This is a genomic window from Bacillota bacterium, assembly GCA_040755295.1.
In the GTDB taxonomy this organism is placed as follows: domain Bacteria; phylum Bacillota; class Desulfotomaculia; order Desulfotomaculales; family Ammonificaceae; genus SURF-55.
Map to the genome: position 1 here is coordinate 117,938 of JBFMBK010000005.1, position 14,213 is coordinate 132,150.

A 14,213-nucleotide genomic window follows, 5' to 3' on the forward strand; every position below is an offset into this window, starting at 1 on the left:
TTGCGGCCCTCCTATGGGACTTCCGCCGCCTTAAAAGATAGTACTCCGGTCCCGTATGAATAAGACCGTATACCGCCCTATAAACCAAATGCCCCTTTGTAATAACATTAGGGGGAAATTTTGCCCCTGGAAGCGCGGTAGTGATAACGGGCGCAGTACCGCGTCCGACGATGGTAAATATGACTCGGTTCAGTAAAGGGGGTGTAAAGGATGGTTATAGACAACAGCGCGCTGAATTCCCTGCGCAAGGCGAGCCAAACCGATACTGCGTTGAACAGGACCGTCGCGCGTCTGTCCTACTCGCTCCAAGCCAAAAACGCGGGCAGCGCGGTGCGGCAGGAGACTTCCGGAATCACACACAGCCGGATTCGCGGCCTGGAGCAGGTCAACCGCGGCATACAGAACGGTGCGTCCTTGATCCAGACCGCAAACGGGGCGCTGGGTGAGATGAATTCCGTTCTGCAGCGCATACGGGAATTGGCCGTCGAGGCGGATGGCGCGGACGATTCGGAGACTGAAGAGATTAAGAATGAAGCGGCGGCTTTACGGGCGGAATACGATGGTATTGTCAGCAATACGAAGTTTGACAATGAGAAGCTTCTGGACGGTTCCTACACGGCGGAGATTCGGCTGGACGCCGATACCGGCGAGGCCGTTACTATTAACATCAGCTCGATGCAGCAGTCGGTGACCGGCCTTGATGCGCTTGACGAATCCGGTTCCGAAATCGGCACCTCCGAGGCTGTCGAGGTGGTCGACGACGCCATCGCGGCCGTTTCTTCCCAGCAGACTTATCTGTCCGGCGTGCAAAACCGTCTGGAGGAGTTTTATTCCACTCGATCCTCGAGTGTTGAAAACAGGGCGGCTACGGGCGCTACCGGTCTGGACGTCGCGCAGGGGATAATTAATTTGAACAACCAGCAGGTGATGTCGGAGATGCTGGCCGCTCAGTCGAAAGCGCAGCCGCAGGCGGTGCTTAAACTGCTTAGCTGAAGCGTGTTGTTTCTGAAAGAAAAGGCCTGGTTCTTTACATCGCAGTTGGTTGCCGGCCGACGGTTCCGTCTGCTGGTATTCGGACGTGTTTTTAGGACAATTCTCTGTGGTCAGCTAGTCTGTTTGGTGCATAGGAACGTTAACCCGGTTCGTACAAACCCGCGTTATGTCGTATTCCGCCGCCTCCTAAGCTTTTCCATACTTCAACTTCTAATACTATGGTTTTCTAAGTCGTGGCGAGTGAAAACCGCTCAAGGGGTTGTGTTGTTACAGCAGCCGCCTTGATTGGGATGCTGCTTCTATCTTCGTAAAGGCTCCGGCGTAAGGTTTACGGGGGAGGTTAACATTTGCCTCCAGGGAGTTTTAATTATGAACGCGGGGAACCGACGGTGGTCATCATCGTGCGCACCCGTGCAGATTTTCCCCGGCAGGTTTGTACGGGAATACATATTCCGGCGCTTTTATGCATAACTTACGCCGTAAGCCTGGTCTTGCGGGGGTGGAAGGTTGGAACTTGTTTTTCATGCCGGCAAAATCGCCGGCAGAGAGCTTGTCGCAGCTTTGCGTCATGAGGTCAGGATGCTCCGGCGCGAGCGTTTTCGCTGCCGGTTGGTGGTTATCGGAAACGGTGTCCTAAGGGTCAGGGTGGCGGTCGGCAGCGAGAACGAAAGACGCTATGTCCGCCTCCGAATGGGGCGGGTCGTGGGTACCTTTCTAACCGCCTACGCGCTTGACATACGGGCCGAGGACTTCTTTTCCCGAAAGGGACTCTGGGATGCAAAGGTTCAGGATGTTATTAAAAGGTATCTCCGGGAGGCGCGCGATCTTTTAACCCCGTTGCGGTCGGAAATCATAGTACGGCTGAACGAATACCTGTCCACCGAAGACTGGGTTGATCTCAAGGGTTTTTTACGTTTTCGCCTTAAGAACCTCGACGCTTTTGTAACCGCGGTAATCTGGCGGCTGGCGGATCAGGCGTTGTTGGAACAAGAATGGGTACGGCTGGTGTCTTTTCTGCGGCGGTTCCGGCAGAACCGGAACGCCGGGATAAGACAGGTTCACTGCCTGCCGGGTGATGCAGGCAGCTTTGTCCTTTGCGACAAGCGGGGCGGCCGGCTCGAAAACGGCGTTCCGGGCGAGATACAGGGGGATGACCTTGGGAACGAGGATCTTCTGATCGGCACGCTGCTGACCATTGGAGCCCAAAAGGTTACATTGCACGGTTACACGCCTTCTGCCCACGCGTCAAAACTGCTCCGCGCCGTTTTTTATCTTAAGGAATGCACCGGTTGTTCCATATGCCGCAAAAAAGAAGTCCCGAGTCCTAAGGCAGATAGTAAGTAGAAGGTAGTAGGGTAGTAGGCGGAATGTGGAATATAGAATATGGAATTATGGATGCCGGACCGCCGGTAGACAGCAGTCGGTAGTCAGCAGTCTAAGGGAGACTGAAGTCAGGGGGCTACAACTTTAGACCCGCGACCTGCGACCTGTGACCTGTGACTCGCGACTGTATAAAGTTCAAGGTTCAAAGTCAGAATTAAGTAAACAGTAAGTAGAATATAGAATGTAGAATATTGGACCTGAGACTTGGAACTCGTAACTCGTGACTTCCGACTTCTACTTTCTAAACCTTCCGGTCTTCTACCTTCTATATTCTCGTGACTCGCAATTCGCGACTTAGATCGAATATACTTCTTCCGGCTTAGGCACGGTAAAACCGGCCTGCTTGAGAGCGGCGGTTGCACGCCCGGTATCGTTAACCTTAAAGAGCACCATCGCCAAATCGGCGCATTTGGCTACAAAGGCATAAAGGTATTCAATGTTGACGCCCGCTGCTTCCAGCACCGCAAGCGCCGGCGCAAGACCGCCGGGGTTGTCCGGTACGGCGACGGCAAGGACGTCGGTGGCGGACACGGTAAACCCGTTTTTCTTCAACGCCTGGTAGGCCTTGTCGGGCTGGTCCACGATCAGGCGCAGAATACCGAAATCCGAGGTGTCGGCGATGGAGAGCGCGCGGATGTTCACCTTTTCGTCGGCCATCAACTGGGTTACCGCCGCCAGCCGGCCGCTTTTGTTCTCCAGAAAGATCGAGATCTGTTTGACAGCCACTGTTTTCCCTCCTGCGAAAATAAGTTCAAGGTTCAACGTTAAGTAGAATATAGAATATCTTTTTCTGAGTGGCCAAGACGGTCAGAAGATAGAATATAGATATAAAATTCCGAATGCAGAATGGGGAACAAGCCTCCCGCCTTCTGTCTCCTACCGTCTCCCTACATCTACTACCTACTACCTACTACCTACTACCTTCTACCTTCTATATTCTACCTTCGCCTTCCGACTCCTGTGGTACGGTAAATTCCTATTGTTTAACCAGGTCCCGCTTATCCACCACACGCTTTGCCTTCCCTTCGCTGCGGGGAATCGTCTTGGGCTCGACCAGTTTTATTTTTACGGAAATACCGAGCACGCTCTCAATTTCGTTGTGGATACGACGTTCAAGATCCTCTAGACCCTTTACCTCGTCACGGAAGAGGTCCTCCGACACCTCGATCCATACTTCGAGGGTGTCGAGCGCTTTTTCACGGTCGACCACAAGCAGATAGTGGGGTTCGGTCTGGCTGATGGAAAGGAGGACGCTCTCGATTTGCGTCGGGAAGACGTTGACGCCTCTTATGATCAGCATATCGTCGCTGCGGCCCGTTATCCGCGCCATGCGGACGTGCGTGCGCCCGCAGGAGCACGGTTTTTCCATCAGCATCGAGATGTCCCGCGTGCGGTAGCGGATGACGGGGAAGCCCTCCTTTGTTATGCTTGTGAAGACCAGCTCGCCGTACTGGCCCGGCGGCAGCGACTTTCCGGTTTCGGGGTCGATTATCTCGGGTATGAAATGATCCTCGCAGATGTGGAGCCCGTCCTTGGCCAGACACTCGCTCGCCACCCCCGGCCCGATAAGCTCGCTCATGCCGTAAATGTCCACGGCGTCGATCCGGAGTTTATCTTCAATTTCCCGGCGCATGTTATCCGACCAGGGCTCGGCGCCGAACAAACCGGCGCGCAGCTTGAGGCTTTCGCGCGGGATGCCGCTTTCCTGGAACACCTCGCCGATATACAGCGCGTAAGAGGGTGTGCAGCAAAGCACCGTGGTGCCGAAGTCCTGCATCAGCATGATTTGCCGCTTGGTGTTGCCTCCTGATATGGGAATCACCGTAGCGCCCAAGTACTCGGCGCCGTAATGCAGCCCGAGGCCGCCGGTGAAAAGTCCGTATCCGTATGCGACCTGCACCACATCGCTGCGGGTGGTGTTAACCATTCCGATTGTACGTGCCATAACCTCCGACCAGGTGGTGATGTCCTTACGTGTGTATCCCACCACAATCGGCTTACCCGTGGTCCCCGATGATGCGTGGACGCGGACGATGTCCTGCAGGGGAATGGCGAAAAGTCCGAAAGGATAGTTGTCCCTCAGGTCGTTCTTGACCATGAAGGGCAATTTGGTGAGGTCGTCCAGGGTTTTGACGTCACCCGGTTCCAGTCCGGTCTCCCTGAACTTCTGCCGGTAGTGAGGAACCTTGTCATACGCCCGGTGGACGGTTTCCTTGAGGCGCTGGAGTTGGAGTTCGCGGAGCTTATCACGGTGCATGCATTCTACTTCAGGGTTCCACATGATTGGCACCTCCGACCACAAAATAATCTTTTTGAGCCAACTCGAGACCGCGCGCGAAGGCGCGGCGGTTGAGCTCCAGAAACCGCGGCGGAACGGCTGCGGTCAGCGCTGTGTCCCAGGAAGAAGCCGGCAGGGGGAGAAAACGGGCGAGCGCGCCGACCAGCACCACGTTGGCAACCCGCAGGTTGCCCAGTGTCTCCGCTTCCCAAACGGCGTCGATGAAAACCACCGGGAACCGGGCCGCGATGCGGTCCTCGGCGGCTGCGGGGTATACGTCCGACCCCACAGCCACGGGAAGCGGGTCGATGGCCTGATCGTTGAGGATTACGGTTCCTCCCGTTTTGAGAAAATCGAGGTATCTTAACCCCTCGAGTTTTTCAAAAGACAGGAGGAAATCCGCTTCGCCGGGATCGATCACCGGCGAAAAAACCTTGTCGCCGAAACGGACGTGGGTGGTGACGCTGCCGCCGCGCTGCGCCATTCCGTGAATTTCGGATGTTTTAACGTCCAGGCCGGCGGCTATGGCCGCCTGGGAAATCAGCTTTCCGGCCAGGAGGATGCCCTGGCCGCCGACGCCGGCAACCAGGATGTTTATGTTTATGCTCATTTTTCGCCCTCCTTACCGATGGCGCCCTTCCGGCAGACTTGGGCGCAAAGTCCGCAGCCGACGCAGAGGTGCGGGTTTATTATCACCCGGTCGCGGTAGGAAAGCGCCGGGCAGCCGATCTGCAGGCATAGTTTACAACCACGGCATAGTTCGGGGTTTACAGGGACAGGGGCGGGTGTTACGGGGCTGAGCAAAATACAGGGCCGGCTGCTTATAACTACGACCGGTTCCGGGATTCTGAGCGCTTTTTGCAGCGTCCTTTTTGTGGCTGCAAGATCGAAAGGATCAACCGTAAAAACGTGGGGCACTCCGGCGGCGCGGGCCAATTTTGCGAGGTTGAGCGCCTTAACGGGCTCCCGCCTCAGGGTTTTACCCGTGCCGGGGTGGTCCTGGTGCCCGGTCATCGCGGTGGTACGGTTGTCGGCGATGATGACGACGCTTGCTCCCTGGTTGTAGACTATATCGATCAGACCGGTGATGCCGGAATGTATAAAGGTGGAGTCGCCGATTACGGCGACCGTTTTGACGGCGCTGTCAGGATCGGCCTTAGCCATACCGTGAACCATACCGACACCGGCGCCCATACAGATACAGGTATCCATGGCGGAAAGGGGCGGAAGACTGCCCAGGGTGTAACAGCCGATATCCCCCATGACCCTTAGTCCGAGCTTTTTAAGGACATAGAACAGACCGCGGTGCGGGCATCCGGGGCAGAGCACGGGAGGCCGCGCCGGCAAAGGAGCATGCGGCAGAGAAGAGATCTCCTCCTGCGCGCCGGCCGGCGCCTGGGGATCGTGTTCGCGGGCCGCCTCGGCGAGGTACGGGTCTTGCATTAAAAAGCGCCGGATAACAGCCGGGGAGAGCTCGCCCGTCCGCGGGATTAATTCCTTTCCGCGGACCGATAAACGAAGCGCGGCCACTTGCTCTTCGAGGAAAGGCTCGAGTTCTTCCACGACGAACAGGCGTTCGACCTGCCGCGCGAAAGCCCGGATAAGCTCAGAGGGAAGGGGTTGGCTCATGCCGAGTTTCAGCACCGAGGCCCAGGGGAAGGCTTCCTTAACGTAGTAATAGGCGATGCCGGAGGTGATAATGCCGATCCGCCCGTCGCCCTTTTCGATGCGGTTCAGCGGTGTCCGTTCCGCCACTTGGCGCAGTCTCTCACGCCGTTCATCAAAAAGGCTGTGCCGGACCCGGGCGTTCGCGGGGACCATGACGTATTTGGTAAAATCCTTTTCATAGGGCTTCTTCACAAGGTCGACAGGTTCGCTTTCCTGCACCAGGCTTTTTGAGTGCGCCACCCTCGTAGTGGTGCGCAGGATTACCGGGACGTCATAGGTTTCACTGAGTTCGAGGGCAAACCGGACGAAGTCCTTTGCTTCCTGGCTGTCGGCCGGTTCGATAAGGGGCGTTTCGGCGAGCCGGGCGTAATACCGGTTATCCTGTTCGTTTTGGGAACTGTGCATACCGGGATCGTCGGCGGATATCAACACCAACCCGGCGTTCACCCCGGTGTAAGACAGTGTAACCAGGGGATCGGCGGCGACGTTCACGCCTACGTGCTTCATGGCTACAAGAACGCGTGCTCCGCCGAGAGAGGCGCCGATTCCCACCTCGATCGCCACCTTTTCGTTGGGTGCCCACTCGGCGTAAATAGCCGGGTAATGACGGGCGATGTTCTGGAGGATCTCGGTGCTCGGGGTGCCCGGGTAGGCTGCGGCGACCCCGACCCCGGCTTCATATGCGCCGCGGGCGATGGCTTCATTCCCGCTTAGAAGTCTCACTTCCCGACCTCCTTGCGCCGGTCGATGACACGTCGTGCCTTGCCGGAGGTTCTTTCAAGCGACCCGAACTCGAGGAGCTTTACCTTTGGAGTCAGCGTCAATACGGCCTGAAGCCGGTTTCGAATGTGGTCCTCAAGGGCGGCGAGGTCTTGAAAACGGCCGGTAAAGCCTTCGCTTGAAATCTCCACCTGGACTTCGATATCGTCAAGGTATCCCTTTTTATCTATGATAATCACATAATGTGGGGACAGACCCGGGGTGTTTGTCAAAACCTCTTCAATCTGCGAAGGGAAGATGTTGACACCCCTGATGATCAACAGGTCGTCGGTCCGCCCGGTGACCTTCTCCATGCGTGCGGTGGTCCGGCCGCAGGTGCAAGGTTCGATTATCAGGCGTGACAGATCACGCGTCCGGTAACGGATTACCGGGAATGCCTCTTTCGTCAGCGCGGTGAAGACAACCTCGCCCTTTTCTCCCGGAGGCAGCGGGGAACCGGTTTCGGGATCGATGACCTCCGCGAGGAAATGATCTTCACTAATATGTAGTCCTGCCTTCGCCTCGCATTCACCGGCGACACCCGGACCGATGACCTCGCTCAGACCATAGTTGTCGTATGCATCTATGCCCCATATTTTTTCCAGTTCCGCGCGTATACCTTCCCCCCAGGGCTCGGCGCCGAAAAGCCCCCGCCGCACCTTCAGCGACCGGGGGTCGATTCCCATTTTCCACGCGGTTTCAGCGATGTAAAGGGCGTAGGAGGGGGTGCCGACGATAACGGTCGAACCGAAGTCCTGCATCAGCTGTATGTGCCTTTCGGTATTGCCGGCGGCCGCAGGCACTATGGTCACGCCGGCGCGTTCGAGTCCGTAGTGAAGCCCGAAACCGCCGGTGAACAGCCCGTAAGAGAAGCATATCTGTGCTATATCCCCGCGCTTTACCCCGGCCATGGTAACGATCCTGGCAATCAGTTCCGCCCAGGTGCGGAGGTCTTTTTTCGTGTAGCCCACGACAGTGGGCTTGCCGGTGGTGCCGGAAGAGGCGTGAATACGGATGACGCGCTTCAGGGGAACCGCGAAAAACCCGAACGGGTAATTCTCCCGCAATTCGTTCTTGGCGGTAAACGGGAGGCGTTGGATATCCGCCAGGGAATTGATGTCATCCGGATTGACGCCGTTCGCCTCAAGGGTACGGCGGTAGTGGGGCACCGCCCGGTAAACCCGTTGAACCAGCTCTTTCAGGCGTTTAAGCTGCAGGGCTTCAAGCTCCTTGCGCGTTAAGGTTTCGTTCCGTCTGTCCCAGATGATAAAGCACCATTCCCCGGATTAGTTTTGCCAACCAGTTAATTATTATAGCATAAAAGGTAAAGATGGCATACGTTTTCAAGGGCAAGCTCCGGTTTGGCCGTATAAGCGGCTTAGCCTCCGTTTTTGCGGTCCGGTTTTCACCAAAGTATCTATTCAGGCGTTTCGTCAGCGAAGCACTTTACTGCTGAATAGTTGCCTAGAAAAGAGGACGTTGCCGGAGAATGGATCAACCGTAATCCGAAAGATTGGATGCGGAGGTTGACGGCGCCGGAACGAAACCTGCCGCGTAATAACCGTGTGTTCCGGACCGGCCCGAATAGCAGAATATAGAATGTGGAATGTAGAATACAGGATGTAGAATTTGGATATAAAACTCCGTCCTTGCCGTAATCGCGGCTCTTAACCTCCGTGGCTTTGGTCTCTTGAATTGCGGCAGAAGCCGGATCCTTTACTGGAGGGGCGACATCCGCACCGCGCAGATTTTAAATTCCGGAATTTTGGCCAGAGGATCAAGGGCGTCGTTGGTCAATAGGTTGGCCGGCGCCTCACGGAAGTGGAAGGGCATGAAAACCATCCCGCACCGGGCGCGGGGTGTAACAACCGCCTGCACCTCGACCTGGCCGCGGCGCGATTGAAGAAGGACCCTGTCGCCGTCCGAAACGCCGAGGTCTTTGGCGTCTTCGGGATGAACCTCGACCAGCCCCGGAAGGGTTAGGGCCTCAAGTCCCGGCACGCGGCGGGTAAGCGTACCGGTATGAAAGTGGTAAAGCAACCTTCCGGTGGAAAGCAACAGCGGGAACTGGTCGTCCGGAAGCTCGTCCGCCTCGCGGAACGGTGTCGGGTGAAACCTGCCGCGGCCGCGGGTGAAACCGTTCCCGTGAAGGTAGGGTGTTCCGGGATGCGAGGCGTCGGGGCAGGGCCACTGTATACCTTCGCCGTCAATCCGGGCGTAAGAAATCCCTCCGTAAATCGGGGTAAGCCTTGTTATTTCCTCCATGACCGCCGCTGCAGCGGTGTATCTCATGGGGTAGCCCATGCGGGTGGAAAGCTCCTGGATTATATCGAGGTCTTCCTTTGCCTCCCCGGGGACGGGCAGGGCTTTTCTCACCCGCTGCACGCGGCGTTCGGTGTTGGTGAAGGTGCCGTCCTTTTTCGCGAAAGATGCGCCGGGAAGGACGACGTCGGCGTATCCGGCGGTCTCGGTGAGAAAGATGTCCTGCACGACCAGGAAGTCTACGTTTTCCAGCGCGTTCTTGGTCCGGAGGAAGTTCGGATCGGACAGGGCGGGGTTTTCACCCATGATATAAAGGCCGCGGATCGCTCCGTCAACGACCCCGTGGAGGGTCTCCATAACTGTAAGGCCTGGTTTTTCCGGAATAGGACGGCCCCATGACTCCGAAAACTCTCGCCGGGCGGCAGGGTCTTCCACCCGCCGGTAGCCGGGAAGAACGTCGGGAAGCGCCCCCATATCGCAGGCGCCCTGAACGTTGTTCTGCCCGCGGAGAGGATTGACTCCTGTGGAACTGCGGCCTACGCTGCCGGTAAGCATCGCAAGGTTCGCAAGCGCAAGGACGTTATCGGTGCCCGTGGTATGCTGGGTGATCCCCATGCTGTAAACGATAGAGGCGCGCTCGGCGCGTGCGAAAAACCTTGCCGCTTCGCGTATGGATTCCGCCGGAACGCCGGTGACCACCGCGGCGACTTCGGGGGTGCAGGCCCGTATCGCTTCCAGAACTTCCTCGAAACCCTCGGTTCGTTCCTCGATAAACCTTTGATCTTCCAGCCCTTCCGCCACTATTACGTTCATCACGGCGTTGATAAGCATGACGTCGCTCCCGCTGCGCTGCCGCAGGTGCAGACGGGCAAACCGCACCAGGTCGATCTTGCGGGGGTCAGCGACGATTAAATCTGCCCCGTGCTGGCTGACCGCTGCCTTTATCTGAAGGGCGATAACGGGATGCGCCTCCGTCGTATTGGAACCGGTGACCAGGATGCAGTCGGCTTCCTCCAGTTCCGCGATGGAGTTCGTCATAGCCCCTGAGCCGAAGGCGCGGGCCAGACCGGTCACCGTGGAGGCATGACAAAGGCGCGCGCAATGATCGATATTGTTGGTTCCCAGGCAGGCGCGCATGAACTTCTGGAACAGGTAGTTTTCCTCGTTGGTGCACTTGGCGGAGGCAAAGCCGGCTAGGGCGTCGGGACCGTAAGCTTCACGTATCATATTAAAATGCTCTGCTGTGAACGCCAGCGCTTCTTCCCACGATGCCGGCTCGAGTTTGCCGTTGCGGCGGATTAACGGGGAGGTGAGGCGTTCGGGGGAGCTGATAAAATCAAGTCCGAATCGTCCCTTGACGCAGAGTTGGCCGCGGTTGGAAGGGTTGGCGTCGTCACCCCGTACCTGGACGATTTTCCGTTCCCTGGTTCCGAGAATAAGCCCGCAGCCGCACCCGCAGTACGGGCAAACCGTGCGCACCGTTTCGGTCGGCGGCAGCGCCTCCGTTTTGGGGGTAAGTGCTCCCACCGGGCAGGCATCTACGCACATTCCGCAGGATTCGCAGTTTGAATCGGCTATGGGAGCGTCCCAGAAAGGGGCGACACGGCTGTTATATCCCCGCGAAACAACATCGATGGCGCCAACCCCCCGCACCTCGTGACAGAGCCGTACGCAGCGCGTGCACAGGACACATTTGGACATGTCGCGTTCGAAGAACTGGTTGCTCGAGTCTTTAACGTCTTTGCGTGTTCCAGGTCGAAGGCGTCGGTGCCGGACACCGAGATGGGCCGCCGCGCGCTGAAGCTCACATTGTTGGTTTGAGGTGCAGGTGAGACAATCGGACTGGTGGTCCGCGGCGATTAACTCCACCGTCATGCGCCTGACGTGGGTGACCGAAGGCACATCGCTGTATACGACCATCCCGTCCGTGACAGTGGTGGTACACGCCGCTGGCATGCCCCGCATGCCTTCGATTTCAACGATACACAGCCTGCAGCCGCCGTAGGGTTCCAACCCCGGCAGGAAACAAAGGTGCGGTATATAGATTCCGGCTTTAAGGGCGGCTTCAAGGACGGTGGTGCCCTTTGACGCTTCGACTTTTTGACCGTCTATGGTGATTGTAGGCATATATATCTCCTTATAAAACCTTGACGGATTTGAAGGTGCATTTTTCAAAACAGACGCCGCAGCCGATGCATTTTTCGGGGTCGATGATATGGGGCATCTTGCGTTCCCCCGTGATCGCCCCTACAGGGCAGTTTTTACGGCACAGCCCGCAGCCTTTGCACTTTTCGGGGTCGATCTCATGCCGGACCAACCCCCGGCATTTCCGGGCCGGGCAGCGGCGCTTATAAACGTGTTCTACATACTCGTGCCGGAAGTACTTAAGTGTGGTCAGGACCGGATTGGGCGCCGTTTGTCCTAAGCCGCAAAGAGAGCCTTTCTTAATCGAAAGCGCCAGTTCTTCGAGCAGTTCAATATCTTCCGGACGGCCGTTCCCGGAACAAATGTCTTCGACAATCCTGTGCATCTGGCGGATACCCAGCCGGCACGGCGCGCATTTTCCGCAGGACTCGTTCCTGGTGAATTCGAGGAAATACCGGGCGATATCGACCATGCAGGTTTCTTCGTCCAAGACCACCATACCGCCGGACCCCATGATCGAGCCGGCTTCGGCCAGTCTGTCGTAATCCACCGGCAGGTCGAGTAAGTCCGCAGGAATACATCCGCCTGAAGGCCCGCCGGTTTGAATCGCCTTAATCGTTTTTCCGTCGGGGATGCCGCCGCCGATATCGAAGATAATCTCCCGGAGGGTCGTGCCCATCGGCACCTCAACCAGACCCGAGTTCTTGACCTTGCCGACGAGGCTGAACACCTTGGTGCCTTTGCTGTTTTCCGTGCCGATACCGGCGTACCATTCGGCGCCGTGGTTGATGATAGACGGAATGTTGGCCCAGGTTTCCACGTTGTTGATGTCGGTCGGTTTGCCCCAAAGTCCCGATTCCACGGGAAAAGGCGGCCGGGGGCGGGGCATGCCCCTTTTTCCTTCGATGGAAGCCATCATCGCCGTCTCTTCGCCGCATACGAAAGCGCCCGCGCCTTCCTTCACTTTAACGCGTAAACTGAAGTCCGAGCCCAGGATGTTATCACCCAGAACGCCTAACTCTTCAGCCTGCTGGATGGCAAGGCGTATCGTCTTCACGGCAAGGGGGTACTCGGCCCGGACATATATGTAGCCTTCCGCCGGGCTGACCCCCTGCGATATGGCGTAGGCGCCGATGATTATTCCTTCCAGCACGGAGTGGGGATTGCCTTCCATGATCGAGCGGTCCATGAACGCTCCGGGGTCGCCCTCATCGCCGTTGCAGATGACGTAACGCATGGAACGGTCTATAACCTTCCGGCAGAAGTCCCACTTCCGACCGGTGGGGAAACCCGCCCCGCCGCGGCCCCTTAGCCCGGAACGTATTATTTGGTCGATGACCTCTTCCGGGTTCATTGCCAGCACCTTTACGAGGGCCGCGTATCCGCCCCCCGCGATGTAGTCCTCGATGCTGTTGGGGTCGATCCTGCCGTTATCGCCCAGGACGATCCGCATCTGCCTTGCATAGAACGGAATATCAGCGTAGTGCGCTATCTTCCGGCCGGTTTCCGGGTCGGTATAAAGCAGCCGTTCGACCGGTTTGTCCTCGATGACGGTGTTCTGAATGATATCGTGTATGTCCTGTTCCCGGTTTTCCCGGCCCACCCTGTGGTAAAAGATGCTCTGAGGGTCGATGGTCACCACCGGCCCTTTTTCGCAAAAACCGTGACACCCGCTGACCTTAAGCTCAACCTTCGCCCTGAGTCTGCTTCTGCGGAGTTCCCTGGCCAGCGACCGGGCCAGCTCAACACTTCCGTTGGCCCTGCACCCCGTACCGCCGCAAACCGTGATTCTAAGCTGATTGGAATCACGTTGCGCCCGTATATCTTCGCGAAGGGTTTCCAGCGCTTTAATCGATGTGATTCTTTTCATAATCATACCCATCGGCGGCGTGCTTCCTGCCGGCTGCGGAATAGATAAATGGCCTGTCCAAGCCCGTGATCGTGCCGGACGGTCTTCCCAGCCGGCCGAAATCCACCGGCATCTTAAAGATTCTCTTAATTCTCAAAATCCTCTTCAGCGGTTTGCTGTCCAGTGAATTCAATGCAAGTTCCGTTATTTTCGATGGGGCCATACCGCCATAGATCTTGTCATCCACCACCACTACCGGGGCCAGTGAACATGATCCTACACAGGCCACGCGTTCCAGGCTGAACATGCCGTCCGGGGTGGTTTCGCCGGGCTTTATCACAAGCTCTTTCTTCATCGCGTCCATTATGGCCTTTCCCCCGCGCACATGACACGCGGTTCCCTGGCAGACCTTGACCTTATGCTTGCCCTGGCATGTAAGATGGAACTGGGCATAGAAGGTCGCCACGCCGTAAGCCGTACTCGGCGGGAGGCCCAGGTGATCGGCCACCGCAAGGAGCACCTCGCGGGACAGGTAACCGAAGGCTTCCTGGGCTTCCTGGATGATGGGTATAAGTAAACTGCGGCTTTTCTCATGGCGGGAGAGTATCTCGTGTAATAACTCCTGACTTTGAGTGTCCATTCCCGTCCCTCCCTGAACTTGTCGGCGTGCAGTCCCTTTATTACGGGCGAGCGAAAGGGTAGTTAAATCTTTTTCCCGCTACCCATCTGTTTATACACGTACATTTCGTCATTTATCGCCTTATCTCCTCTTTTTACGACAAAATGTTTGATTCTCAATTGCTGACCATTTAACGAATAAATAAGAATACCAATGATTAGCACTTAATTAGGTGGTTGCGGTAATTAGTTAATGTG

10 protein-coding genes are annotated in these 14,213 nt (G+C 56.9%); 2 read left to right on the plus strand and 8 right to left on the minus strand.

The window, feature by feature from the left end; translation table 11 throughout:
- Positions 1–210: 210 nt before the first annotated feature.
- Positions 211–993, plus strand: a complete 783-nt coding sequence (locus AB1500_05805) for a hypothetical protein (GenBank protein ID MEW6182678.1) — start codon at positions 211–213, stop codon at positions 991–993.
- Between the two features lie 507 nt (positions 994–1,500).
- The gene (gene ytxC / locus AB1500_05810; protein ID MEW6182679.1) at positions 1,501–2,337 is read left to right on the plus strand and encodes a sporulation protein YtxC; all 837 of its coding nucleotides are present in this window, start codon (positions 1,501–1,503) and stop codon (positions 2,335–2,337) included.
- Positions 2,338–2,670: 333 nt separating this feature from the next.
- On the opposite strand, the gene AB1500_05815 is transcribed toward ytxC, so the two are convergent.
- The 8 genes from AB1500_05815 to nuoE form a co-directional block, all read right to left on the minus strand.
- Complete coding sequence (locus tag AB1500_05815; GenBank protein MEW6182680.1) at positions 2,671–3,102, minus strand: ACT domain-containing protein; 432 nt, start codon at positions 3,100–3,102, stop codon at positions 2,671–2,673.
- Positions 3,103–3,352: 250 nt separating this feature from the next.
- Positions 3,353–4,657, minus strand: a complete 1,305-nt coding sequence (locus AB1500_05820; GenBank protein ID MEW6182681.1) for a phenylacetate--CoA ligase — start codon at positions 4,655–4,657, stop codon at positions 3,353–3,355.
- Entirely contained in the window at positions 4,644–5,264 is a 621-nt protein-coding gene (locus AB1500_05825; protein ID MEW6182682.1) for an indolepyruvate oxidoreductase subunit beta, read from the minus strand. The genes AB1500_05820 and AB1500_05825 overlap by 14 nt, the downstream gene beginning before the upstream one ends.
- A complete protein-coding gene (iorA, locus tag AB1500_05830) occupies positions 5,261–7,045 on the minus strand; it encodes an indolepyruvate ferredoxin oxidoreductase subunit alpha (GenBank protein ID MEW6182683.1) in 1,785 nt (594 codons plus the stop codon). The genes AB1500_05825 and iorA overlap by 4 nt, the downstream gene beginning before the upstream one ends.
- Positions 7,042–8,349, minus strand: a complete 1,308-nt coding sequence (locus tag AB1500_05835) for a phenylacetate--CoA ligase (GenBank protein MEW6182684.1) — start codon at positions 8,347–8,349, stop codon at positions 7,042–7,044. The genes iorA and AB1500_05835 overlap by 4 nt, the downstream gene beginning before the upstream one ends.
- Positions 8,350–8,797: 448 nt before the next feature.
- Entirely contained in the window at positions 8,798–11,470 is a 2,673-nt protein-coding gene (fdhF, locus tag AB1500_05840; protein MEW6182685.1) for a formate dehydrogenase subunit alpha, read from the minus strand.
- 10 nt (positions 11,471–11,480) lie between these two features.
- The gene (locus AB1500_05845) at positions 11,481–13,370 is read right to left on the minus strand and encodes an NADH-ubiquinone oxidoreductase-F iron-sulfur binding region domain-containing protein (GenBank protein ID MEW6182686.1); all 1,890 of its coding nucleotides are present in this window, start codon (positions 13,368–13,370) and stop codon (positions 11,481–11,483) included.
- On the minus strand, positions 13,336–13,977 hold the full coding sequence (gene nuoE, locus AB1500_05850; protein MEW6182687.1) for an NADH-quinone oxidoreductase subunit NuoE: 642 nt from the start codon (positions 13,975–13,977) through the stop codon (positions 13,336–13,338). The genes AB1500_05845 and nuoE overlap by 35 nt, the downstream gene beginning before the upstream one ends.
- Between the last annotated feature and the right edge of the window lie 236 nt (positions 13,978–14,213).

Bases quoted from the DNA above. Each gene is read 5' to 3' on its own strand.
- AB1500_05805 (MEW6182678.1), top strand. From the start codon at position 211: ATGGTTATAGACAACAGCGCGCTGAATTCCCTGCGCAAGGCGAGCCAA.
- AB1500_05820 (MEW6182681.1), bottom strand. From the start codon at position 4,657: ATGTGGAACCCTGAAGTAGAATGCATGCACCGTGATAAGCTCCGCGAA.
- AB1500_05825 (MEW6182682.1), bottom strand. From the start codon at position 5,264: ATGAGCATAAACATAAACATCCTGGTTGCCGGCGTCGGCGGCCAGGGC.
- fdhF (MEW6182685.1), bottom strand. From the start codon at position 11,470: ATGCCTACAATCACCATAGACGGTCAAAAAGTCGAAGCGTCAAAGGGC.
- AB1500_05845 (MEW6182686.1), bottom strand. From the start codon at position 13,370: ATGGGTATGATTATGAAAAGAATCACATCGATTAAAGCGCTGGAAACC.
- nuoE (MEW6182687.1), bottom strand. From the start codon at position 13,977: ATGGACACTCAAAGTCAGGAGTTATTACACGAGATACTCTCCCGCCAT.